Annotated in this window: 21 protein-coding genes and 3 pseudogenes; 14 read left to right on the top strand and 10 right to left on the bottom strand. The window is 74.0% G+C overall.

Translation table 11 applies throughout. The features are described 5' to 3' along the window. Positions 1 to 59: 59 nt before the first annotated feature. The 3 genes from IE329_RS36420 to IE329_RS36410 all read right to left on the bottom strand — a co-directional run bounded on the left by IE329_RS36420 (position 60) and on the right by IE329_RS36410 (position 2,761). On the bottom strand, positions 60 to 1,094 hold the full coding sequence (locus tag IE329_RS36420) for an alanine racemase (protein WP_190215336.1): 1,035 nt from the start codon (positions 1,092 to 1,094) through the stop codon (positions 60 to 62). A gap of 57 nt (positions 1,095 to 1,151) precedes the next feature. Beyond that, a complete protein-coding gene (locus tag IE329_RS36415; protein ID WP_190215335.1) occupies positions 1,152 to 2,270 on the bottom strand; it encodes a lipid II:glycine glycyltransferase FemX in 1,119 nt (372 codons plus the stop codon). 194 nt (positions 2,271 to 2,464) lie between these two features. Beyond that, positions 2,465 to 2,761, bottom strand: coding sequence for a hypothetical protein (locus tag IE329_RS36410; protein WP_190215334.1), 297 nt, complete (start codon positions 2,759 to 2,761; stop codon positions 2,465 to 2,467). Between the two features lie 312 nt (positions 2,762 to 3,073). Between IE329_RS36410 and rpsF the strand changes: the two genes are divergently transcribed. From rpsF to rplI, 4 genes are all read left to right on the top strand, one after another. Then, positions 3,074 to 3,364 carry a 30S ribosomal protein S6 gene (gene rpsF, locus IE329_RS36405; protein ID WP_073929193.1) on the top strand — a complete coding sequence of 97 codons (291 nt, stop codon included), beginning with the start codon at positions 3,074 to 3,076 and terminating at the stop codon, positions 3,362 to 3,364. Between the two features lie 105 nt (positions 3,365 to 3,469). Further along, a complete protein-coding gene (locus IE329_RS36400) occupies positions 3,470 to 4,078 on the top strand; it encodes a single-stranded DNA-binding protein (protein ID WP_190215333.1) in 609 nt (202 codons plus the stop codon). Positions 4,079 to 4,155: 77 nt separating this feature from the next. Continuing rightward, positions 4,156 to 4,392, top strand: coding sequence for a 30S ribosomal protein S18 (gene rpsR / locus IE329_RS36395; protein WP_030304537.1), 237 nt, complete (start codon positions 4,156 to 4,158; stop codon positions 4,390 to 4,392). 17 nt (positions 4,393 to 4,409) lie between these two features. Further along, on the top strand, positions 4,410 to 4,856 hold the full coding sequence (rplI, locus tag IE329_RS36390; RefSeq protein ID WP_073929191.1) for a 50S ribosomal protein L9: 447 nt from the start codon (positions 4,410 to 4,412) through the stop codon (positions 4,854 to 4,856). Positions 4,857 to 5,034: 178 nt separating this feature from the next. Here rplI and IE329_RS36385 read toward each other — a convergent pair whose 3' ends face one another. Further along, positions 5,035 to 6,375, bottom strand: coding sequence for an MATE family efflux transporter (locus IE329_RS36385; RefSeq protein ID WP_190215332.1), 1,341 nt, complete (start codon positions 6,373 to 6,375; stop codon positions 5,035 to 5,037). 566 nt (positions 6,376 to 6,941) lie between these two features. On the opposite strand from IE329_RS36385, the gene dnaB reads away from it, so the two are divergent. Continuing rightward, complete coding sequence (gene dnaB / locus IE329_RS36380; RefSeq protein WP_190215340.1) at positions 6,942 to 8,432, top strand: replicative DNA helicase; 1,491 nt, start codon at positions 6,942 to 6,944, stop codon at positions 8,430 to 8,432. 207 nt (positions 8,433 to 8,639) lie between these two features. On the opposite strand, the gene IE329_RS36375 is transcribed toward dnaB, so the two are convergent. Next, positions 8,640 to 9,203: a dihydrofolate reductase family protein gene (locus IE329_RS36375; RefSeq protein ID WP_190215331.1), complete on the bottom strand. Its 564-nt coding sequence runs from the start codon at positions 9,201 to 9,203 to the stop codon at positions 8,640 to 8,642. A gap of 330 nt (positions 9,204 to 9,533) precedes the next feature. Here IE329_RS36375 and IE329_RS36370 point away from each other — a divergent pair, with 330 nt between their 5' ends. Continuing rightward, positions 9,534 to 10,007, top strand: a complete 474-nt coding sequence (locus tag IE329_RS36370; RefSeq protein WP_190215330.1) for a DIP1984 family protein — start codon at positions 9,534 to 9,536, stop codon at positions 10,005 to 10,007. Positions 10,008 to 10,340: 333 nt separating this feature from the next. Here the strand turns inward: IE329_RS36370 and IE329_RS36365 are convergent. Beyond that, a pseudogene (locus tag IE329_RS36365) lies at positions 10,341 to 10,628 on the bottom strand (peptide deformylase); the annotation flags it as partial. On the opposite strand from IE329_RS36365, the gene IE329_RS36360 reads away from it, so the two are divergent. Next, on the top strand, positions 10,575 to 11,123 hold the full coding sequence (locus tag IE329_RS36360) for a winged helix-turn-helix transcriptional regulator (RefSeq protein ID WP_229928043.1): 549 nt from the start codon (positions 10,575 to 10,577) through the stop codon (positions 11,121 to 11,123). The pseudogene IE329_RS36365 and the gene IE329_RS36360 sit on opposite strands and share 54 nt — an antisense overlap. Positions 11,124 to 11,232: 109 nt before the next feature. Here the strand turns inward: IE329_RS36360 and IE329_RS36355 are convergent, their stop codons facing one another. Both IE329_RS36355 and manA read right to left on the bottom strand, forming a co-directional pair. After that, positions 11,233 to 11,823, bottom strand: coding sequence for a DUF4232 domain-containing protein (locus IE329_RS36355; RefSeq protein ID WP_190215328.1), 591 nt, complete (start codon positions 11,821 to 11,823; stop codon positions 11,233 to 11,235). A 103-nt stretch (positions 11,824 to 11,926) separates the two neighbouring features. After that, on the bottom strand, positions 11,927 to 13,126 hold the full coding sequence (manA, locus tag IE329_RS36350; protein ID WP_190215327.1) for a mannose-6-phosphate isomerase, class I: 1,200 nt from the start codon (positions 13,124 to 13,126) through the stop codon (positions 11,927 to 11,929). A 303-nt stretch (positions 13,127 to 13,429) separates the two neighbouring features. On the opposite strand from manA, the gene IE329_RS36345 reads away from it, so the two are divergent. After that, positions 13,430 to 14,212: a polyprenol monophosphomannose synthase gene (locus IE329_RS36345; protein WP_229928042.1), complete on the top strand. Its 783-nt coding sequence runs from the start codon at positions 13,430 to 13,432 to the stop codon at positions 14,210 to 14,212. A gap of 195 nt (positions 14,213 to 14,407) precedes the next feature. Here IE329_RS36345 and IE329_RS36340 read toward each other — a convergent pair whose 3' ends face one another. Beyond that, on the bottom strand, positions 14,408 to 14,773 hold the full coding sequence (locus tag IE329_RS36340) for a winged helix-turn-helix transcriptional regulator (RefSeq protein ID WP_190215325.1): 366 nt from the start codon (positions 14,771 to 14,773) through the stop codon (positions 14,408 to 14,410). Positions 14,774 to 14,878: 105 nt separating this feature from the next. Between IE329_RS36340 and IE329_RS36335 the strand changes: the two genes are divergently transcribed. The 5 genes and pseudogenes from IE329_RS36335 to IE329_RS36315 all read left to right on the top strand — a co-directional run bounded on the left by IE329_RS36335 (position 14,879) and on the right by IE329_RS36315 (position 19,163). Then, positions 14,879 to 15,514, top strand: a complete 636-nt coding sequence (locus IE329_RS36335; RefSeq protein WP_190215324.1) for an FMN-dependent NADH-azoreductase — start codon at positions 14,879 to 14,881, stop codon at positions 15,512 to 15,514. Positions 15,515 to 15,704: 190 nt separating this feature from the next. Continuing rightward, positions 15,705 to 16,616, top strand: coding sequence for an MBL fold metallo-hydrolase (locus IE329_RS36330; protein ID WP_190215323.1), 912 nt, complete (start codon positions 15,705 to 15,707; stop codon positions 16,614 to 16,616). A gap of 104 nt (positions 16,617 to 16,720) precedes the next feature. Continuing rightward, positions 16,721 to 17,308: pseudogene (mobA, locus tag IE329_RS42145) on the top strand (molybdenum cofactor guanylyltransferase); the annotation flags it as partial. Positions 17,309 to 17,487: 179 nt separating this feature from the next. Continuing rightward, positions 17,488 to 17,766, top strand: a pseudogene (locus tag IE329_RS42140) (DUF6457 domain-containing protein); the annotation flags it as partial. Next, positions 17,763 to 19,163 carry a molybdopterin molybdotransferase MoeA gene (locus tag IE329_RS36315; RefSeq protein ID WP_190215321.1) on the top strand — a complete coding sequence of 467 codons (1,401 nt, stop codon included), beginning with the start codon at positions 17,763 to 17,765 and terminating at the stop codon, positions 19,161 to 19,163. The pseudogene IE329_RS42140 and the gene IE329_RS36315, both read left to right, overlap by 4 nt. A 104-nt stretch (positions 19,164 to 19,267) precedes the next feature. Here IE329_RS36315 and IE329_RS36310 read toward each other — a convergent pair whose 3' ends face one another. Next, the gene (locus IE329_RS36310; RefSeq protein WP_190215320.1) at positions 19,268 to 20,383 is read right to left on the bottom strand and encodes a potassium channel family protein; all 1,116 of its coding nucleotides are present in this window, start codon (positions 20,381 to 20,383) and stop codon (positions 19,268 to 19,270) included. A 124-nt stretch (positions 20,384 to 20,507) separates the two neighbouring features. On the opposite strand from IE329_RS36310, the gene IE329_RS36305 reads away from it, so the two are divergent. Continuing rightward, complete coding sequence (locus IE329_RS36305; protein ID WP_190215319.1) at positions 20,508 to 21,485, top strand: NAD(P)H-quinone oxidoreductase; 978 nt, start codon at positions 20,508 to 20,510, stop codon at positions 21,483 to 21,485. Positions 21,486 to 21,716 lie beyond the last annotated feature (231 nt).

Here is a 21,716-nt window from a genome sequence, read left to right as displayed (position 1 = left end):
CCGGCGGCCGCACCCCTGGTGCGGCCGCCGGCCCGTTCCCGTGGTCCGGTCCGCCCGGGTCAGCGGTCGACCACCCGGTCGAAGTGCGTGGTGGTGTGCCGGACCTGCAGCCCGAGCTCGTCGCCGATCGCCGGCGGCCGGATCTCGGCGGACAGGAACAGCAGCGAGACCTGCATGTGCGGCGGCTCGGCGAACCACAGCTGCTTGCCGTCCCAGTTGTACGGCGAGCGGGTCTTGTTGACGGTCGCCAGACCGGCCCGGGCGATGCCCTTGGCGCGCGAGGAGACGCCCTGGACGTACTTGGGCGCCTCCAGTCCGATGCCGTGCGCGGTGCCGCCGGTGACCACCACCAGGTGCCCGTCGGAGGGCGCCGGGTGCTGGCGGTAGCCGTAGCGGTCGCCCTTGACCACGGGGGTCACGTCGAGGACCGTCCCGCGGACCTCCAGCGCGCCGCCGTCGCCCAGCCAGAGCCGGGTGCCGATCCGGGCCCGGAACACCGTGGCGGGGTAGCGCTCGGCGAGCCGGGCCATGCCGGCCGCGCCGAGGTGGCTCACGAACACGGTGCGGGTCGGCAGGCCGGCCGCCGCGGCGGCGTCCACCCAGTGGGCGACCTCGTCCACCGGGTCGGAGCCGTCCGGCCGGTCCATCGGCAGGTGCAGGGCCAGGCCCTCGAAGGAGACGCTGTCCACCATCTCGGCCACCGCGGCCAGGTCGCCCGCGGCGATGCCGTGCCGCCGCATGCTGGTCATGCACTCCACGACCACCCGGGCGCCCGGCACCGCCCGCAGCGCGTCGGTGCTCGCCACCGTGCGGATGACCCGGGCGTGCGGCAGCGGCAGCACCTCCTCGCCGATCCGGTACGGCGTCAGCACCAGCAGCTCGCCGCCGTACCAGGTGGCCGCGTCGGCCGCCTCGTACGCGGTGCCGACGGCCAGGATGCCGGTGCCCAGCCGGGTCGCCTCCTCGGCGAGCCGCTGGTTGCCCAGGCCGTAGCCGTTGCCCTTGGCCACGGGCACCAGACCGGGGAACTCGGCCAGCACGGACTGCTGGTGAGCGCGCCAGCGGTCGGTGTCGAGGTAGAGCGACAGCGTCATCGGGTCATCTCCCGGAGGGAATGCGGACGAGGAAGGGGGACGGCGGCCGAGCGGGGCTCAGCGCCGCGACATGTAGATGTCCAGGGCCTTGTGCAGCAGCTTGTTGAGCGGGAAGTCCCACTCGCCGAGGTACTCGGCGGCCTGGCCGCCGGTGCCGACCTTGAACTGGATCAGGCCGAACAGGTGGTCGTTCTCGTCCAGGGTGTCACTGATGCCGCGCAGGTCGTACACCCCGCCGCCGAGCGCGTAGGAGTCGCGCATCATCCGCCACTGGATGGCGTTGGACGGCTTGACCTCGCGCTTGTGGTTCGCCGAGGCGCCGTAGGAGTACCAGATGTGCTCGCCCACCACGAGCATGGTGGTCGCCGCCAGCGGCTCCCCCTCGTGGTACGCGATGTACAGCCGCATCCGGTTCGGGTCCTCGGCCGTCAGCGCGTTCCACATCCGCTGGAAGTACGCCAGCGGGCGCGGCGTGAAGCGGTCGCGCTCGGCGGTCACCAGGTAGAGCTGGTGGAAGACCGCCAGGTCCTCGTAGCCGCCCTGGACGACCTCCACGCCGCTCTTCTCGGCCTTCTTGATGTTGCGCCGCCAGAGCTGGTTGAAGCCCTTCTGGATGTCGTCCAGCGAGCGGTTGGCCAGCGGCACCTGGAACACGTAGCGCGGCTGCACGTCGCCGAACCCGGCGCCGCCGTCCTCGCCCTGCAGCCAGCCGGACTTCCGCAGCCGGTCGGCCACCTCGAAGGCGCGGGCCTCGTACCAGTCGGCCTCGACGTCGCGCAGGCGCTTGGCCTGCTTGGCGGCGATCGCCTCCTTGATGGTCGGCGCGTCCCAGCGCCGGATCACCACCGGCGGGCCCATCTTCACGGAGAACGCGCCCTGCGACTTGAGGTGCGCCAGCATCGGCTCCAGCCAGCGGTCCAGGTCGCGGTCGAACCAGTCGATCACCGGGCCCTCGGGCAGGTAGGCCAGGTACCGCTTGATCTTGGGGAGCTGGCGGTAGAGCACCAGGCCGGCCCCGACGATCCCGCCCGACTCGTCGATCCAGCCGATCGACTCCGAGCGCCACTCGGCCTTCACGTCGCCCCAGGACGGCACCTGCATGTGGCTGGCCGAGGCGCGGGTCCTGATGAAGGCGAGGTGCTCCTCGCGGGTGATCGTCCTCAGGCGCAGACTCATGCTGGGTGCTCCTTGTTGGTCGGGCTTTGCTGCCCAGGGGGTCTGGCAGTGACCCTATCGTCCGGATCCCGGACCGGAGCGGGCGCGGGCAGTGCGACGCCCCCGTCCGGTCACCTCTCCTCTGACAGGTACGGAACGGGGGCGCCGTTGGTTCCGCCGGGGGCGGACCCGGCGGGCGCGTCAGCGCGCGGGGGTCACCAGATTCCGCCGTGGGCGATGCCCAGGTAGAGGCCCCAGGCGGACATGCCCGTCGCGATGACCAGCACGAACCGCTCGGCCGTGGTGACCGAGATGAACTGGCCCCACATCCCGGTGAGCACGCCGACGAGGCCGGCCAGCGAGGTCAGCAGATGGAGGTTGTAGAAGAACGAGGTGGTGAAGGCCAGCACGCCGAGCAGGGCCGTGATGCCCACCAGGGTGTTCTCGCGGGGGTGCGGATGGCCGTCGGTGTTCAGGGTCAGCGCGGGGAACCGGTTCGTGGACAGTGCCATGGATCCCACCTCCTGAGGAGGAGACGAACGAGCGGGCGGTCGCGGTCGTCGCGGCCTTCCGTCCAGATTGCGGTGGTTGGGGCATGGATCACAACCCCTATGCATTTTGTTCGCCCGACCGGGTGCGGGTAGGCTGTGCGGTCTGCACTGGTGTAGTTGTGCCCCCTCGTGCCCTCTTGCGGGAACGGCGGGCCACATTGTCGGACCCGGCCGCTACGGTGGCCGTGTCGTCACTGCTCCGGTGCCGACGCTGCACAACCCTCCTGCCACGGAGAGACCGTGGCCGTTGAGTCCAAAGGAGGTGGGTTACCCATGCGTCACTACGAGCTGATGGTCATCCTCGACCCGTCGGTCGAGGAGCGCGCTGTCTCCCCCCTGATCGAGAACTTCCTCAACGTCGTCCGCACCGGTGGCGGCAACGTCGAGAAGATCGACACCTGGGGCCGTCGCCGTCTGGCCTACGAGATCAACAAGCAGTCCGAGGGCATCTACTCGGTCATCGACCTCAAGGCCACGCCTGAGGTCGTCAAGGAGCTCGACCGCCAGCTCAGCCTGAGCGAGTCGGTTCTCCGGACCAAGGTCCTGCGCCCGGACACCCACTGAGCCACCTCTGACGCCTCCGGGCGTCGGGTGACTCGCGTCGCCTGTTTCACGTGAAACAGCGCGGCGAGCATTGAACGCGGACTCCACCGAGAGGTCACCACCACCATGGCAGGCGAGACCGTCATCACCCTCGTCGGCAATCTCGTCGACGATCCCGAGCTGCGCTTCACCCCGTCGGGTGCGGCGGTCGCGAAGTTCCGCATCGCGTCCACCCCCCGCACCTTCGACCGCCAGACGAACGAGTGGAAGGACGGCGAAAGCCTCTTCCTCACGTGCAACGTCTGGCGGCAGCCGGCGGAGAACGTGGCCGAGTCGCTGCAGCGCGGCATGCGCGTCATCGTGCAGGGCCGACTGCGCCAGCGGTCTTACGAGACCAAGGAAGGCGAGAAGCGGACGGTCTTCGAGGTCGAGGTCGACGAGGTCGGCCCCAGCCTGCGCTCGGCGACCGCCAAGGTCACCCGGGCCAACCGGTCCGGTGCCCCCGGCGGCTCCGGCGCTCCTGGTGGTGGCGGCTTCGGCGGCGGCCAGCAGGGCGGCGGGTACGGCGGTGGCGGGCAGCAGGGCGGCGGTGGCTGGGGTGGAAACTCCGGCGGCGGCCAGTCCGGCCCGTCCGACGACCCGTGGGCGTCCAGCGCTCCCTCTGGTGGGAACCAGGGCGGCGGCAGCTGGGGTGCCCCGTCGGGTGGCGGCTTCTCGGAAGAGCCCCCGTTCTAAAGCTGACAGATTTCGTGCGGCCCGGATCCCCGCGCTGACCCGCGGGTCCGGACCGTGAAACCCAAATGGAGCACACGATGGCGAAGCCGCCTGCTCGCAAGCCTAAGAAGAAGGTTTGCGTCTTCTGCAAGGACAAGGTCAACTACGTTGACTACAAGGACACGAACTTGCTCCGCAAGTTCATCTCCGACCGCGGGAAGATCCGCGCCCGCCGGGTCACCGGCAACTGCACCCAGCACCAGCGCGACGTCGCCACGGCCGTGAAGAACAGCCGTGAGATGGCGCTGCTGCCCTACACCAGCACCGCGCGCTAAGAGAGGGTGACCGAATAATGAAGATCATCCTCACTCACGAGGTGCCGGGTCTCGGCGGTGCCGGCGAGGTCGTCGAGGTCAAGGACGGCTACGCCCGCAACTACCTGGTCCCGCGTGGCTACGCCATCCGCTGGACCAAGGGCGGCCAGAAGGACGTCGACGCCATCCGTCGCGCCCGCAAGGTGCACGCCATCCAGACGCTCGAGGCCGCCAACGAGGTCAAGGGCAAGCTGGAGGGCCTCCAGGTCAAGCTGGCCGTTCGCTCCGGCGACGCCGGCCGCCTGTTCGGCTCGGTGACCCAGGCCGACGTCGTGGAGGCCGTCAAGGCCGCCGGCGGCCCGGTCGTGGACAAGCGCGCCGTCGCGATCGCCTCGCCGATCAAGACCGTGGGCACCCACAAGGTCTCGGTCAAGCTGCACGCCGACGTCCAGGCCAACCTCGACGTCGCCGTCGTGTCTGCCTGAGTCCCGTAGCAGTGGCCTGAGGGCCGGGCTCCGTCATGGAGCCCGGCCCTCGGTCGTTCCCGGGCGCCAGGTCACGCGCGGACGGATCACGCGGACGGATCACGCGGACGGACCACGCGGACGGATCACGTGCCGCCGGGTCACGCGCCGGGCGGGCGGGCCGGGCGGGCGGGCCGGCTCAGGCCCGGACGGCTCCGGTGACCAGCCACTTGCCGCTCCGCACCCGGCCGCACAGGAACGCGCCGCGGACCAGCATGAACAGGTTCATCGCCCACCACAGGCCGGCCAGGCCGAGCCCCAGGGCCGGCACCGCGAGGGCCGCCGGGACGAAGGCCACCAGGGTGCCGAGCATGGCCCGGGCGAGGTAGCCGCCGTCGCCCGCGCCCATCAGCACCCCGTCCAGCACGAAGACCACCCCGGCGGCCGGCTGGCTCAGCGCCACCAGCAGCAGCACGTCCTGGAGCTGGGCCTGGACGACCGGGTCCGGTGTGAACAGCGGGACGTACAGCGGGCGGGCGACCACCAGCAGCAGCCCGAGCAGGACGCCGCAGCCGACGCCCCACTCGACCATCCGCCGGGTCGCCGCCCGGGTCCCGGGGACGTCCCCGGCGCCCAGGTAGCGCCCGACGATCGCCTGGCCGGCGATCGCGATGGCGTCCAGGGCGAAGGCCATGAAGATCCACAGGGTCATGGCGATCTGGTGGCCGGCGATCTCGTCGTCGCCGAGCCGGGCGGCCACGGCGGTGGCGATCATCAGGACGGCCCGCAGGCTGAGGGTGCGGACCATCAGCGGGCCGCCGGCCTTCGCGCAGGCGCGGATGCCGGCCAGGTCCGGCCGCAGGCCGGCGCCCTCCCGGCGGGCCCCGCGGACCACCACGACCAGGTAGACGGCGGCCATCCCGGTCTGGGCCAGCACGGTGCCCCAGGCCGAGCCGGCCACCCCGAGACCGGCCCCGTACACCAGGAGGACGTTCAGGCCCAGGTTGGCCGCGAACCCGCCGACCGCGACCACCAGCGGGGTCCGGGTGTCCTGGAGGCCGCGCAGCACGCCGGTGGCGGCCATCACCATGAGCATCGCGGGCAGGCCGAGCGAGCTGATCCGCAGGTACGTCACGGCGTACGGCGTGGCGGTGGGCGAGGCGCCCAGCAGCGACACCGCCCACGGCGCCAGCAGCAGGGCCAGCACGACCACGCCGAGCGAGAGCAGCAGGGCGAGCCAGATGCCGTCCAGGCCCTGCTGGACGGCGGCCCGGCGGTCCCCGGCGCCGATCCGGCGGGCCACCGCGGCGGTGGTCGCGTAGGCGAGGAAGACGAACACCCCGGCGACGGTGCTCAGGGCGGCGGCGGCGACGCCGACCCCCGCCAGCTGCGGGGTGCCCAGGTGGCCGATGATCGCGGAGTCGGCCATCAGGAAGAGCGGCTCCGCGACCAGCGCGCCGAAGGCCGGCACCGCGAGGGCGAGGATCTCGCGGTCGTGCCGGCGCCGGTCGCGGCTGCGGAGGTCTGCGGGGAGCGTCATGGCGGCCAGCCTACTCATCCACAGGTAAGCGTCACAAGGTGATATCAGTCATTACTGAAAAACCGGGCCGGGGGTATCGGCAGGAGGACGGGCCGGCCGGGCCCACCGGTGTGTGAACTATTTCTCATGCACAGCCGGTGGAAGGAGTAAGAGCAGGTCAGCAGGTTGACGGTGGGGCGATGGTGTGGTTATCCACAGTGCTGTCCACAGGGGTGTCCACAGGTTTGGCGCAGTTCTCCACAGGGACGGGCCCGTCATCCACACGCCCTGTGGATAACCATCTTGGCTGAAGGGCACCCGGCCCCTTAGCGTGGGTCGCTCGCCCGACACTCCAACCGCTGCCCGCCGTCCGATTTGTCGGCACGGTGGCGTAGAAAGAGGAGCGCACCACCGCTCCACCGGGTCACCGGCAAGGCCTGCTCCAACTCGCACCAATCGCTGATCGGGGAACACGCGTGACCGGCCCCCAGTACGAAGACCACGATGCCCCGCCGCCGGAGGACGACTGGCAGCCGTCCGACGACGCCTTCCCGGCGGGCCCCTTCGCCGACGCCCCGTTCCCGGACGTGCCGGGCGACCGGCTGCCGGTCTCGCGCGGCCGCGCGGGTGGCGGCGGTGGCGGCCAGGGCAACGGTGGCGGTGGTGGCGGCAAGGGGCGCGACGGCGGCTTCCAGCGCGGCGGGGGCAAGCAGCGGCGGGACGAGGACGAGGAGCGTCCCGGCGCCGTCGACGGCTTCGAGCGGGTGCCCCCGCAGGACCTCGCGGCCGAGCAGTCCGTCCTCGGCGGCATGCTGCTCTCCAAGGACGCCATCGCCGACGTGGTCGAGGTGCTCAAGCCGCTCGACTACTACCGTCCGGCGCACGAACTCATCCACAGCGCGATCCTCGACCTCTACGCGCGCGGCGAGCCGGCCGACCCGATCACCGTCGCCAGCGAGCTGACCAAGCGCGGCGAGCTGGTCCGGGTCGGTGGCCCCGGCTACCTGCACACCCTGGTCAACTCCGTCCCGACCGCCGCCAACGCCGAGTACTACGCGGAGATCGTCCACGAGCGGGCCGTCCTGCGCCGGCTGGTCGAGGCCGGCACCCGGATCGCCGGCATGGGCTACGCGGCCGAGGGCGACGTCGACGAGATCGTCAACGCCGCCCAGGCCGAGATCTACGCCGTCACCGAGCAGCGCACCAGCGAGGACTACGCCCCGCTCGCCGACATCATGGAGGGCGCCCTCGACGAGATCGAGGCGATCGGCTCCCGGCAGGGCCAGATGTCCGGCGTGCCCACCGGCTTCGCCGACCTGGACGCGCTGACCAACGGCCTCCACCCGGGCCAGATGATCGTCATCGCGGCCCGTCCCGCGATGGGAAAGAGCACCCTGGCGCTGGACTTCTCCCGGGCCTGCTCGATCACCAACGGCCTGCCGAGCGTGATCTTCTCGCTCGAAATGGGGCGCAACGAGATCGCCATGCGCCTGCTCTCCGCCGAGGCCCGGGTCGCCCTGCACCACATGCGCTCCGGCAACATGACGGACGACGACTGGACCCGCGTGGCCCGCCGGATGCCCGACGTCACCAACGCCCCGCTCTACATCGACGACTCGCCCAACCTGTCGATGATGGAGATCCGGGCCAAGTGCCGCCGGCTCAAGCAGCGCCAGGACCTCAAGCTGGTGGTCATCGACTACCTCCAGCTGATGCAGTCCGGCGGCTCGCGGCGGGCCGAGAGCCGGCAGCAGGAGGTCTCCGACATGTCGCGAAACCTGAAGCTGCTGGCCAAGGAGCTCGAAGTCCCGGTCATCGCGCTCTCCCAGCTGAACCGTGGCCCCGAGCAGCGTACGGACAAGAAGCCGATGGTCTCCGACCTGCGTGAATCGGGCTCGATCGAGCAGGACGCCGACATGGTCATCCTGCTCCACCGCGAGGACGCGTACGAGAAGGAGTCCCCCCGGGCCGGCGAGGCCGACCTGATCGTCGCCAAGCACCGTAACGGCCCGACCGCCACCATCACGGTGGCCTTCCAGGGCCACTACTCGCGCTTCGTGGACATGACCCGGGAGTAGCGGGCGGCCCGGCGGGCCCGCCAGGGCCTCGGCACAATCGCACGGCAAAATCACACGGAAAAATCGCACGGGAGCAGCAGCGGCAGCTGGGCGGCGGACCTGCCACGGCCACGGGACGGGGAGGTCAGGGGCCTCACTCGTTCGGGTGGCCCGGGCGGAGTCCGGGGCACCCGTGGAGCACAGGGCCGGTGCCTCCCGCAGGGGCGCTCAGCGCCTCGTCTCGTACCTGGTCAGGACCACGCCGTCGGGAAGCGTCCGGGTCTCCACCAGGTTCAGGTTCACCCAGTTGTCCAGCGCGGTGAAGAACGGCGTGCCGCCGCCGACCAGGACCGGTGCGGTGGCCAGCACGTACTCGTCGATCAGCCCGGCCCGCATGGCGGCCCCGGCGAGCGTCGCGCCGCCGATGTCCATCGGGCCGCCGTCCTCGGCCTTGAGCCGGGTGATCTCGGCGACCGCGTCGCCGGTGACCAGGCGGGTGTTCCAGTCGACCGTGTCGACCGTCGAGGAGAACACCACCTTCGCCATGTCCCGCCACCGGCGCGCGAACTCGATCTCCGCCGGGGTGGCGTCGGGCTGCTGGTCACCGGTCGGCCAGTAGGAGCTCATGGTCCGCCACAGCTTGCCCCCGTACAGCGTCAGGTCGGTCGCAAGCAGCCGGCCGGACCAGAACTGGAACAGCTCGTCGCTCGGCACGCTCCAGTCGATGTCGTCGCCGGGCGCGGCGATGTAGCCGTCCAGGGACAGGTTCATGCCGTAGATCAGTTTCCGCATGGCCCAGCCTTCCGTCCGTGGGCGTCCGGCGGGAGGACCGGCGCGGTGCGGGAGGCCCGTCGGTGCGCGGTCCGGGCCCGCCGGCGGCCCTCGTGCCTGGGGCTCAGCTTGGTGTACCCGGCCGGCTCGGACAAGCCGACGCGGGAGCGGCGTGTCGCGAGCGGCGAGACCCCGCAGCGGCCCCTCCTGCGGCGGCGGACCGCTGGTGCTTCCTCCAGGGCCCTGCCCGGCGCCCGCCGGACCGGCCCGGCCCCGCCCCGGGAACCGCGCCGTCAGGCACCGACGTGCATACTTGCCGGACGATCAGCAGGACGTAGGGGTGATGACGCGGTGAGACTGGCTGAGGCACTCGCGCAGCGCGCGGCCGCGGCACGGCAGGTGGAGCAGTTGCGGGCGCGCGTCGTCGGCAGCGCCCGCTACCAGGAGGGCGAGGAGCCGGCCGAGAACGCGGCGGAGGTCCTGGCCCAGGCCGGCGAGGTGCTGGACGAGCTGGAGCGGCTGATCCGTCAGATCAACCGGACCAACTCCACCGTGCCGATCGAGGGCGGCGGCACCCTGACCGACGCCCTCGCCCGCCGGGACGTCCTGCGGCTGCGCCACTCGGTGATCACCGCGGCCGCCGACGCCGCCTCCGGGCGCGACCAGCGCGGAGCCGTACGGCAGTTGCGGTCCGAGCTCAGGATCCTCTCCGCCCTGCCGGTCGCCGAGCTCCGGGCCCGGGCGGACGTCCTGGCCAAGGAGATCCGCGAGGTGGACACCCTGATCCAGCGGACCAACTGGGAGATCGACCTGATCGAGGACTGACCCCACGAGCCGGGTGCGGGTAGCAGGTAGTCGTCACGGAGGCGTGCACACACCGCGGGCCGGCGGTTCATCCGGCCCTTGGCGCGTGAAGAGCAACGCAGGGGTTCGATTCCTCACCCACATTGCAGCTCAGCATCGCGTACAGGTGACGCAGTACACCTGACAGCTCACCACCAGGTGCAGATCCGGACGACGAGGGCGGGAACGGGGCGCCCCGCACCCGGTGCGAGGGCCGTGCCACCGGCACGGCCCTCGCACCTTTCCGAAGGACCCCGGGTGACGGCGTCGGGGCAGGTCACGGGCCACGACGTCCGGCGCCGGCGCGGCCGGGCGTCAGCTCCCGGGGCGGCCCAGGCCGGCGGCCCGGGCGGCGCGCCGGGCGAAGACCTCCTCGCGGCGGTCCGCCGTCTGCCGCAGCGCGTCCTTGCGGTCACGTCCGGACAGCCGGTCCAGACAGGTGTGGCCGGCCGGGTGGTCGCTCCCGTGCTGCAGGCACCGGGCGAAGTAGCCCGTGCCCTCGACGGGGAGGAGGGGTTCGCCGTCCCGGTCGAACCCGCGTACGACGGCGTGGTCGGTGCGGGGGACGGCCATGGCGGCGCCCGGGACCGAGAGGCTGCCCTCCAGGCCCTGCTGGAGCTGCTCGCCGAAGTCGGTACCGTCACGGCGACCGAGGCGGCCGGGCGGCTCGGTCACAGCTCCGGGCTCTGCTCGTTCCATCTGCGGCAGCTCGCCCGGCACGGGTACGTGGAGGAGGCCCCGCACAGCGGGGGCCGGGCCCGTCCCTGGCGGCTGCGGCGGCCCGCCGCGGCCGAGGCGCACGCGGAGGAGTTCGGCGAGCTGGCCCGGGGGCTGGAGGACGAGAGCTGGCAGCGCTGGCTCGCCCGGCGGGACCAGGCGCCGGCCGGGTGGCGCCAGGACGAGGCCTTCAGTGCGGTCGCCTACCTGACGCCCCAGGAGATGAGCGCGGTCGCGGCCGCGGTCCGGCGGGCCCTCGCTCCCTACCAGGACCGCGAACAGCGCCCGTTGGCGAGACCGGACGGGGCCCGGCCGGTGGCGCTCATCACCCGGTTGTTCCCGCTGCTGCCCGACGGTGACGGCGACCGGGGCGAGGCCTGAGCGGCCGAAGGCGGCGGTTCGATCGCGCGGCACGACCAACGAGGTACGACCCGGCGGGACGGCGGGACGGCGCGAAGTCGGTGCGCGCACGGGGAGACCCGGCCGGCGGCTACCGCGCGGCCGCCGGGGTCCAGGGCCCGACCGCCGGTGCGACGGCGTCGCCGAAGTCGAGCGGGTGGCCGGGCGTCACGGTCTGCGGCGGCCGTCCGGGGGTGGGGCTGACGGCCAGGTGGGTGCCGGTGCCGGCGGTGAGCGGGGTCGGCAGGACCGGGCCGACCAGGGTGTTGCGCCAGGCCAGTGCGCTGGTGGCCCGCTCGCCGGGCAGCAGGGTGACCTGGACGGGGGTGGCGTCGAGGCCGCTGACGGCGCCGTAGGCGGAGGACCCGCTCTCGACCGTGATGCCGAGCGGCCGGTGCTCGTCGTCCAGGACCTGGACGACCGGGTACCCCGTCACGGTGTAGCGGTGGATCCCGCAGTTGACCATCTCGATGGTCAGGACGCGCAGCCCCATCGCCGCGTTGGCGGGCCCGGCGGTGATGGCGACGCCCGGATCGGGGCAGTCGGTGCCGACCGGGACCGGCGCGGCCGCCGGGCCCGGTGCCGGCGTGGTGCCGCAGGCGGTGAGCAGGGCGCCGGCCGCGAGCAGCGGGACGAGCCGGTGAAGGCGTCCGGGGCGGGCGGTGTCCGTCGTGGTGGTCACCGGTCGATCGTGCCACGGGCCGTCCGGGCGCGGGCCGGAGGGCTGATGCCGTCTCAGGCCCCTCGGCCGGACCGGGCGGAGGCCGCCCGGCCCGCGCCCGGCCTCAGAGCGTGACGGTGGCGCGGAAGACGGTGGCGCCCGTCCCGGCGAGGACGGTGTCGGCGCCGGTGGCCGGGAGGAACGCGGACTCGCCGCGGGCGAGGTCCAGGGTCTGCCCGTCGGCGGCGGTCAGCCGGGCGGCGCCCGCGGTGCAGAGCAGGATCTGCGGGGCCCGGCCGTCGACCCGCCGGTCCTGCCCGTCGAGCCGGAACCGGGAGAGCCGGAACTCGTCGATCGGCACGGGGTACAGCTCCTCGCCGGGCGTGCCGGGCACCGGGACGGGCCGCAGGACGTCGGGGTCGGCAGGGGTGAAGCCGACCACCTTCATCAGTTCCGGGACGTCGATGTGCTTGGGGGTGAGCCCGGCCCGCAGCACGTTGTCCGAGTTGGCCATCAGCTCGACGGCGGTGCCGTACAGGTAGCCGTGCGGGACGCCGGCGCCCAGGTAGAGGGCCTCGCCGGGCTGCAGCCGGACGTGGTTGAGCAGCATGCCGGCGAGCAGGCCGATGTCACCGGGGAAGGTCCGGCTGATCAGCGCGTACGGCGCGTAGGGGCCGTCGGGGTCGCCCGCGGCGGCCTTGTCGACGGCCTCGGCGGTCAGCCGGACGATGCCGGCGGCGGTGTCCGGTGCCATGGTCAGGACGGTCGCCAGAGCCTCGCGCAGCGCCTCGGGCTCGGGGCCGCGGCGCAGCCGCCCGATCAGCGGGGTGAGCGCGGGCACCTCCAGCGCGGCCATCAGGGCGGCCGCGTCGGCCGGCCGGCGGAATCCGCAGAGGCCGTCGAACTCGTCCAGTGCGCAGATGAGTTCGGGCTTGTGGTTAGCGTCGCGGTAGTTGCGGTGCGGGGCGTCGACCGGGATGCCGAGGGCCTCCTCGGCGGCGAAGCCGGCGCGGGCCTGGTCGAGGGTGGGGTGGGCCTGGATGGAGAGCGGGATGCCCGCGGCCAGGACCTTGAGGAGGAAGGGCAGCCCGGTGCCGAACCGGGCCACCGCGCCGGCGCCGAGTTCGCCGCGCGGGTCGGCGGCGATCAGCTCGTCGAGCGGGCGCAGGCCCTCGCCCCGGTCGGTGCGGGAGGGGGCGCCGGGGTGGGCGCCCATCCACATCTCGGCCTGCGGACTGCCGGTGGGCTCCTGCCCGAGCAGTTCGGGGATCGCGGTGACCGAGCCCCAGGCATACGGGCGGACGGTGTTGACGAGCCGGTCCATGCGCGCGGTCCTACTCCTTCGGCACTGACGTGGGCGCCGGATCGCCGGGAGGGTGGCCCTGCGGGCGCGGTCAATCCTGGCAGAGGCTGGGAGTCGACCCTAGCCGACTGGTCGTACGGCTTGGCAAGCCGTCCGGCCGGGGCGGCCGTGCGGGTGCGGACCGCGCGGGAAGTCGCTCTCCGGGTGCGGTATAGGATGCCGGTTCTCAAGACTTTCTGTCTCCGCGGGCCGTCCGGAAGGTCCTGCATCGCTGATGCGGGTACGGGCGGCACTTCCCGCCCCCATCGCTCGAAAGGCTTGCCCGTGACCGCGACCCAGCAGACTTTTGCTGATCTCGGCAAGGTGCTGGTGATCATCCCGACGTACAACGAGGCCGAGAACGTCGAGCTGATCGTCGGTCGGGTCCGGGCGGCCGTGCCCGAGGTCCACGTGCTGGTGGCGGACGACAACAGCCCCGACGGCACCGGTGACATCGCCGACAAGCTGGCCGCCGCCGACCCGCACGTGCAGGTCCTGCACCGCAAGGGCAAGGAAGGCCTGGGCGCGGCGTACCTGGCCGGCTTCCGCTGGGGCATCGAGCACGGCTACGACGTGCTGGTGGAGATGGACGCCGACGGCTCGCACCGCCCCGAGGAGCTCGACCGGCTGCTGACCGCGCTGCGCGGCGCCGACCTGGTGCTGGGTTCGCGCTGGGTGCCGGGCGGCCGGGTGGTGAACTGGCCGAAGTCGCGCCTGCTGCTCTCGCGCGGCGGCTCCACGTACTCGCGCCTGATGCTGGGCGTGCCGATCCGCGACGTGACCGGCGGCTACCGGGCGTTCCGCAAGGAGACGCTGCTCGGGCTGGGCATGGACGAGGTCGCCTCGGCCGGGTACTGCTTCCAGGTGGACCTGGCCTGGCGCACGGTGAAGGCCGGCTTCAAGGTCGCCGAGGTGCCGATCACCTTCGTCGAGCGGGAGCTCGGCGCGTCCAAGATGAGCCGGAGCATCGTCCTGGAGGCCCTGTGGCGGGTCACCTCCTGGGGCGTCAGCGACCGCTTCGACCGGATCACCGGCAAGAAGAAGAACGACGCCCAGGCCCGCGGCTAGACGCGGCCGCTCCTCGCACTCAGCAGCACCCGGACCTCCTGGTCCGGGTGCTGTTCTGCGTTCCCGGGGCGGCCGGGAGCCCTGGCCGGCGGGCCCGGCCCGAGGCCGCCCGCGGCCCGGCGGCCGGGTGGTCGGCAGACCGGGTGGTCAGGAAGCCGGGTGGTCAGGAGGCCGGCAGCCCGGCCGGCCGGGTGATCAGCAGGTCGGGTGGCCGGTGCACAGGTGCCGCTCGGCCCAGCGGGCGAGTTCGCCCAGGGCCGGGCGGAGCGCCGCGCCGGAGTCGGTGAGCCGGTAGCTGACCCGTAGCGGCGGGCCCTCGTCGACCTGGCGGAGCACGAGTCCGGAGTCGGCGAGTTCGGTGAGCCGGTCGGAGAGCATCCGCTCGCTGATGCCGGGGATGGCCCGGCGCAGCTCGGAGAAGTAGCTGGGTCCGTGCTCGTCCAGCACCGCGACGACCAGTCCGGTCCAGCGCTTGCCGAGCAGTTCGAAGGCGCGGGTGATGGCGAGGCCCACACCGTTGCAGGGCTCGGTCGTGCTCGTCGGTACCTCCTGCGCGGCCATGGGTACAGGGTACCGGCCGCCCGCTAGTGACTATAGAAAAGTAAGCTGCTACGTTAAAGGCAGCTGCCGACAAAAGGTCAGCTACTTATCAATCGGAGGTCTGTCATGCCCACCCTGCTGCACATCGACTCGTCCGCCCTCGCCGACGGTTCGGTCTCCCGGGAGGTCTCCGCCGTGTTCCGCGAGGCCTGGCTCGCCCAGCACCCGGAGGGCACCGTGATCTACCGCGACCTGGCCGCCGACCCGCTGCCGCACCTCGACGCCGCCGCCGTCACCGCCCCCTTCGTCCCGGCCGGGGAGCGCACCCCCGGGCAGGAGGCCGCGCTGGCCCTGCGGGAGCAGCTGGCCGCCGAGCTGGAGCAGGCGGACGCGGTGGTCATCGGCACCCCGATGTACAACTTCACGATCCCGTCCACCCTGAAGGCCTGGCTCGACCAGGTGATCGTGATCGGCCGCACCGGCGGCGCCGAGCCCTCGGCGGCCGGCACGCCCGTCACCGTGATCGCCTCGCGCGGCGGCTCGTACGGGCCGGGCAGCCCGCGCGAGGGCTTCGAGTTCGTCACCACCTACCTGGACAAGGTGCTCACCGGGATGCTCGGCCTGGAGGTGGACTTCATCGTTCCCGAGTTCACCCTGGCCCCGGTCCAGCCGGAGCTGGCGGCCTTCGTCGAGCACGCCCGGGCGTCCAAGGCCCAGGCCCTCCAGGAGGCCGGGCGCAAGGCCGCGGCACTGGTGGCCTGACACCCCTGCGGGCCCGGGACGGTACGGCGTGCCCCGGCGCGGCTGTGCGCGGCGGGGCGCCCGTGGCGGGGCCCGCGACCCCGCCGGGCGCGCCTAACCGCCAAACGCCGGGGCTTGCTCCCATGCTGGTCCAGACACGGCGGGGCCGGGACGACCCGGCCCCGGCCCCGACCGACCGGCAGGAGCAGAAGTGACGTCGTCGCCGCCCGAGGAGAGCGCCGGACCGGATCCGACGGCCCGCCGCACGGGGGCCCCGGACGTCCGTCCGCTGGAGATCGCCGTCTTCACCGGCCCCGAATCGGCGTTCTTCGCCACCTCCACGCTGATCCTCGGCGAGCAGAGCGCGATCCTGGTGGACGCCCAGCTCACCCGCAGCGCCGGCCGGGAACTCGCCGAATGGGTGGCCGGCAAGAACCGCCGGCTGCTCGCCATCGTCATCACCCACCAGCACCCCGACCACTACTTCGGCGCGGAGGAGGTGCTGCGGCTCTTCCCCGAGGCGCAGCTGCTCGCCGCGCCGCCCGTGGTGGAGGGCATCCTGCGCACCGCCGCCGCCAAGGTCGCCCAGTGGAAGCCGGTGTACGGGGACGACATCCCCGACCACCCGCTGGTGCCCGCGCAGCTGCTCCCGCAGCCGCTGATGGTGGACCGCCAGCTGATCCCGGTGCTGCTGCTCGGCCAGGGCGACTGCGAGGGCTCGACCGTGGTGCACGTGCCGAGCATCCGCACGGTGATCGCCGGCGACTTCGCCTACAACGGCACCCACGTCTGGACCGCCGACACCACCCCCGAGCAACGGGCGCAGTGGCGGCGCAACCTCGGCCGGATCGCCGAACTCGGCGTCGAGCGGGTGATCGCCGGCCACCGGGCGCCCGACCGGGGGGACGACGCCGCCGAGGTGCTGGCGTTCACCGGCGAGTACCTGCGGGACTTCGACGACCGGCTGCGCGAGCACCCCACCGACCCGGAGGCGCTGGTCGCGGCCATGAACGAGCGGTACGCGGAGCTGACCCTGCCCGCGATCCTGGACCACGGGGCGGCGGCCAACGTGGCCCGGGAGCTGGGCGAGATCGTCGAGGGCGAGATCGTCGAGGACGAGTAGGCCGGGGCCGCCCCCGTTCCCCGTTCCCCGTCACCACGCGCCGTCCACAGTCCCCGCCGGGCACGCCCGCCCGGCCCGGAGCAGCCCCGGCGGATACTGACGGCATGACACCGTACGACGCGATCGTGCTCGCCGGGGGCGCCGCCCGGCGGCTCGGCGGAGCGGACAAGCCGGCCCTCACGGTCGGCGCGAGCACCCTGCTCGACCGGGTGCTCGCCGCCTGCGCGGGTGCCGCCGGCACGGTGGTGGTCGGACCGGTCCGGCCGACCACCCGGACGGGACTGCGCTGGACCAGGGAGCAGCCGCCCGGCGGCGGGCCGGTCGCCGCCGTGGCCGCCGGTCTGGCGCGGGTGAGCGCCCCGGCGGTGCTGCTGCTCGCCGCGGACCTGCCCTTCCTGGACGAGGGCACCGTCCGGCGCCTGGCCGGGGCCCTGGACGGTCCCGGCGCACCGGGCCCGGACGCCCCCGAGGCGGTGCTGCTGGTGGACGCGGCGGGCCGGGACCAGCCGCTCGCCGCCGCCTACCGCACCGCTGCGCTGCGCACCGCCCTTGCCGCGCTGGGGGACCCCGCGGGCCTGCCGCTGCGCCGTCTCACCGGCGGTCTGCGCACGCTGCGGCTGGCGGACGCGGACGGCGTCACCGACGACTGCGACACCTGGGAGGAGCTGGCCCGGGCCCGGGAGCGCGAGCGGGCCCGGGCCGGGCGGCCGGCGGAGCGCGGGCCGAGGTGAGGCGGCCCCGGCGGCCGAGCCCCGGTGTCCCTGCCCCGGCGGGCGGCCCGTGCGGACGGCGCCGCTCACAGCCCCGTCCGCCCGGCGGTGAGCGAAACGACGCGCGCCGCTCACGGCCCCAACATCGCGGCAGGCGCGGGATCAGGCAGCATGGGGCTATGGAGCGCACGCTGGACGACTGGATCGCCGAGGTCTGCACCGAGCTGGGGATCGAGCTCGACGTCGACGTACCCGGGCTGCTGGACATGACCAGGGTGGTCGCCCACGGGGTGGCCCGCCCGGCGGCGCCGCTGACCGCCTTCCTGGTGGGCTACGCCGCCGCCCGGCAGGGCGGCGGGGCGCAGGCCGTCGAGGAGGCCAACCGGCGGGCGGTGGCCCTCGCCGAGCGCTGGACGGCCGCCCGGCCGGAGGGGACGTGAGCATCCTGACGGGCGCTGAGCCGGGTACCTCCGGGGCGGGCCGGCCCGCGACGGGCGCCGCCGAGCCGCGGACCGCCGTCCAGGCGGGCCCGCCGCACGGTGCTGCGGGCGAGGGCGCCCCGGGAGGCGCTGCTGCGGGAGAGGCCGCTCCCGGCTTCGGCGCCCCCGGAGACGCCGCCTTGGGCGCCGGTGCCCCGGGCCTCGGGGCCGCCGGCCCGCCGCCGGCCGCCGCCTCGGTCCGCGACCTGTCCTGGCCGCAGGCCCGCGAGACGGCCCGGCGGGCCGGGAGCCGGCCCGTGGCGCCGCTGCGGGTGGAACTCGCCGAGGCGCTCGGCCGGACCCTCGCCGAGCCGCTCACCGCGCTCACCGACCTGCCCGCCTTCGACACCTCGGCGATGGACGGCTGGGCCGTCTCCGGCCCCGGCCCCTGGCGCCCGGCGGGCCGGCTGCTGGCCGGACAGCCGGCCGGGGTGCTCGCCGACGGGGCCGCCGTGGAGATCGCCACCGGTGCCCAGCTGCCGCCCGGCGCCACCGCGGTGCTGCGGCGCGAGCACGGCCTGCTGGACGGCGCCCTGCTGCACGACCGCGCCCCGGGCGGCCTGGCCCCCGGGCAGGACGTCCGGCCGCGCGGGCAGGAGTGCCACCGCGGCGACCGGCTGCTGCCGGCCGGGACGCCGGTCGGCCCGTCCGTGCTCGGCCTGGCCGCGGCCAGCGGCCACGACCTGCTGGCCGTGCACCGCCGCCCCACCGTCGAACTGCTCGTCCTGGGCGACGAACTGCTGGAGTCCGGGCTGCCGCGGCCCGGCCGGGTCCGGGACGCGCTCGGACCGCTGCTGCTGCCGTGGCTGCGCGCGGCCGGCGCCGAGGTGCTCGGCCGCCGCCAGGTCCGCGACGACTTCGGCCTGCTGCGGGACGCCGTCCGGCACTCGCCCGCGGACGTCGTCGTCACCACCGGCGGCACCGCCGCCGGTCCGGTCGACTTCCTGCACCGGGCGCTGGAGGCGGCCGGTGCCCGGCTGCTGGTCGACGGGGTCGCCGTCCGGCCCGGGCACCCGATGGTGCTCGCCGGACTCCCGGACGGCCGCCACCTGGTGGGCCTGCCCGGCAACCCGTTGGCCGCCGTCGCCGGTGCCGTCACCCTCGCCCTGCCGCTGCTGCACGTGCTGGCCGGCCGGGCCGCGGCCGGCCCGTGCGTCACGCCGGCCGCCGAACCGTTGCCCGGCCACCCGCGCGACACCCGCCTGCTGCCCGTCCGGCGGAGCGCCCGTGGCGCCGTGCCGCTGGCCTTCGACGGGCCGGCGATGCTGCGCGGGCTGGCGCTGGCCGAGGCCCTCGCGGTGGTGCCGCCCGGCGGTGTCCCGGCGGGCGCCCCGGTGGAGCTGCTGCCGGTGCCGTGAACGGGCCTGCGGTGAACGGGCCTGCGGTGAACGGCCCTGCGGTGAACGGGCTGCCGTGAACGGGCCTTGGCTTGAACGGTCCGGCCGGGTGCGGGGCCGGCCGGTCAGCCCGTGGTCGCCGGTCCGGCCGGCCGGATGGTGATGACCCGGTCGGTGAGCTGCAGGACGGCGGCCTCCGGGTCGGTGTAGTTGAGCACCCGGCGGCCGCGGACCACGGCCACCACCAGGTCCGCGCACTCGCGCGGGCTGTGCCCGGCCTCGGCCCGGGTGACCGGGCGCTCGACGACGTCCAGCCCGGTGCCGTAGGTGAGCAGGTCCTCCATCACCGAGCCGGCGTGCGGGCTGAGCATCGACATGCCCAGCAGCCGGCCGGCCGAGCTGGAGCTGGTCACCACCACGTCGGCGCCGCTCTGGCGCAGCAGCGGCGCGTTCTCGTCCTCCCGGACGGCGGCCACCACCGTGGCGCTCTTGTTGAGCTGACGGGCCGTCAGGGTGATCAGGACAGCGGTGTCGTCGCGCTCCGGTGCGACCACGACCTGGGCCGCCCGCGGGAGTTCGGCCCGCAGCAGGGTGTCCGTGCGGGTGGCGTCGCCGACCACGCCGACCAGGCCGTCCCGGGCGGCCTGGTCGACCACCTTCTGCTGCGGGTCCACCACGACGATCGAGTCCTTGCGGATGCCCTGGCCGAGCAGGGTGTCCACGGCGGTACGCCCCTTGGTGCCGTAGCCGATGACGACGGTGTGCTCGCGCACGGTGGACCTCCAGCGTCCGATGCGCCATTGCTGGCGGGTGCGTTCGGTCAGCACCTCCAGGGTGGTGCCGACCAGGATGATCAGGAAGACCACCCGGAGGGGGGTGATCACGAAGATGTTGATCAGTCTCGCCGTGTCGCTGACCGGGGTGATGTCCCCGTACCCGGTGGTGGAGAGGGTGACGGTGGCGTAGTAGGCGGCGTCCAGGAGGTCGACCTGGCCGTCCGAGTTGTCGTTGTACCCGCCGCGGTCGGCCCAGACGATCAGGGTCGTCAGGACCAGCACGCCGAGGGCCAGCAGCAGGCGCTTGAGCACCTGCCGCAGCGGCGGGGCGCCGCGGCGGCTGGGCAGGGCGATCTGGCGGTCCGAGTCCGTTCCGCCCTCGGCGACGCTCCTGGCGCCGATGCCGGCCAATCGCAGCCGCGACGGCCTGGCGCCCGGCCGGGGTGGTGGTCTGTCGATGGTCATACGAAGAATCATGCGGTGGCCCGGGGAGCTGAACTGACACCGCCGCGCGGCCGGCGGCCCGCCCGGGGCCCGGCCCGGCCGGTCGTCCGCCGGCGGGCCGGGCGGCGGGCGTAGCGTGGCGGGCATGCGAGCCATCACCGTTCCCCAGCCAGGCGGCCCCGAAGCGTTGACCTGGGCCGAAGTCCCCGACCCCGTGCCCGGTGAGGGCGAGGTGCTGGTCGAGGTCGTGGCCACCGCCGTCAACCGGGCCGACCTGTTGCAGCGCCAGGGCTTCTACGACCCGCCGCCCGGCGCCTCCCCGTACCCGGGCCTGGAGTGCTCCGGGCGGATCGTCGCGCTCGGCGCCGGGGTCTCCGGCTGGGGCGTCGGCGACGAGGTGTGCGCGCTGCTGGCCGGCGGCGGGTACGCGGAGCGGGTCGCGGTGCCGGTCGGGCAACTGCTGCCGGTGCCCAAGGGGGTGAGCCTGGAGGAGGCCGCGGCCCTGCCGGAGGTGACGGCGACGGTCTGGTCGAACCTCTTCATGGTGGCGCACCTGCGGCCGACCGAGACGGTGCTGCTGCACGGCGGTGCGAGCGGGATCGGCACGATGGCGATCCAGCTGGCCAAGGCGGTCGGCGCGCGGGTGCTGGTGACGGCCGGCAGCGCGGAGAAGCTCGCGCGCTGCGCCGAACTGGGCGCGGACGTCGGCATCAACTACCGCGAGCAGGACTTCGCGGAGGCCGTCCGGGAGGCGACCGGCGGGGCCGGCGTGGACGTGGTGCTGGACATCATGGGCGCCAAGTACCTGGAGCGGAACGTGGCTTCGCTGGCCCTGAACGGGCGGCTGGTGGTCATCGGCCTGCAGGGCGGGGTGAAGGCCGAGCTGAACCTCGGCGCGCTGCTGGCGAAGCGGGCGGCCGTGGTGGCCACCTCGCTGCGCGGGCGCCCGCTGGCCGAGAAGGCGGCGATCGTCGCGGGGGTGCGCGAGCACGTCTGGCCGCTGATCGAGGGCGGGGTGGTCCGGCCGGTGGTGCACCAGGTGCTGCCGCTGGCCGAGGCGGGCGCCGGCCACCGCCTGCTGGAGTCGGGTGCGCAGGTGGGCAAGGTGGTCCTGCGGGTGTGAGGCGGCCGCGGGGCGCCCGGAGGGGCGTGCGTCCGTCGGGGGTGCGGGCCGGGGGTGTGCGGGGCCGGGACGGGCCCGGTGGCCGGTGGGGCCGGTGGGGCCGGTGGGCGGTGGTGCGGCCCGGGTGACGTACGGTGTCCGATCTTGTTCGGAATGCCCGGATTGTCGGGTTGTGTGAGGCTGGATGCGAGCTGTCCCGCCGCCGGCCGCGCCGAAGCGCGGTCGGCCGTC

Source organism: Kitasatospora indigofera (assembly GCF_014655955.1).
Taxonomy (GTDB): Bacteria; Actinomycetota; Actinomycetes; order Streptomycetales; family Streptomycetaceae; genus Kitasatospora; species Kitasatospora indigofera.
Note: the sequence above shows the minus strand (reverse complement) of the source record. Positions and strands in the feature narration are given on the sequence as shown.

Bases quoted from the DNA above. Each gene is read 5' to 3' on its own strand.
- IE329_RS36420 (WP_190215336.1), bottom strand. From the start codon at position 1,094: ATGACGCTGTCGCTCTACCTCGACACCGACCGCTGGCGCGCTCACCAG.
- IE329_RS36415 (WP_190215335.1), bottom strand. From the start codon at position 2,270: ATGAGTCTGCGCCTGAGGACGATCACCCGCGAGGAGCACCTCGCCTTC.
- IE329_RS36410 (WP_190215334.1), bottom strand. From the start codon at position 2,761: ATGGCACTGTCCACGAACCGGTTCCCCGCGCTGACCCTGAACACCGAC.
- rpsF (WP_073929193.1), top strand. From the start codon at position 3,074: ATGCGTCACTACGAGCTGATGGTCATCCTCGACCCGTCGGTCGAGGAG.
- IE329_RS36400 (WP_190215333.1), top strand. From the start codon at position 3,470: ATGGCAGGCGAGACCGTCATCACCCTCGTCGGCAATCTCGTCGACGAT.
- rpsR (WP_030304537.1), top strand. From the start codon at position 4,156: ATGGCGAAGCCGCCTGCTCGCAAGCCTAAGAAGAAGGTTTGCGTCTTC.
- rplI (WP_073929191.1), top strand. From the start codon at position 4,410: ATGAAGATCATCCTCACTCACGAGGTGCCGGGTCTCGGCGGTGCCGGC.
- IE329_RS36385 (WP_190215332.1), bottom strand. From the start codon at position 6,375: ATGACGCTCCCCGCAGACCTCCGCAGCCGCGACCGGCGCCGGCACGAC.
- IE329_RS36375 (WP_190215331.1), bottom strand. From the start codon at position 9,203: ATGCGGAAACTGATCTACGGCATGAACCTGTCCCTGGACGGCTACATC.
- manA (WP_190215327.1), bottom strand. From the start codon at position 13,126: ATGGACCGGCTCGTCAACACCGTCCGCCCGTATGCCTGGGGCTCGGTC.
- IE329_RS36340 (WP_190215325.1), bottom strand. From the start codon at position 14,773: ATGGCCGCGCAGGAGGTACCGACGAGCACGACCGAGCCCTGCAACGGT.
- IE329_RS36335 (WP_190215324.1), top strand. From the start codon at position 14,879: ATGCCCACCCTGCTGCACATCGACTCGTCCGCCCTCGCCGACGGTTCG.
- IE329_RS36310 (WP_190215320.1), bottom strand. From the start codon at position 20,383: ATGACCATCGACAGACCACCACCCCGGCCGGGCGCCAGGCCGTCGCGG.
- IE329_RS36305 (WP_190215319.1), top strand. From the start codon at position 20,508: ATGCGAGCCATCACCGTTCCCCAGCCAGGCGGCCCCGAAGCGTTGACC.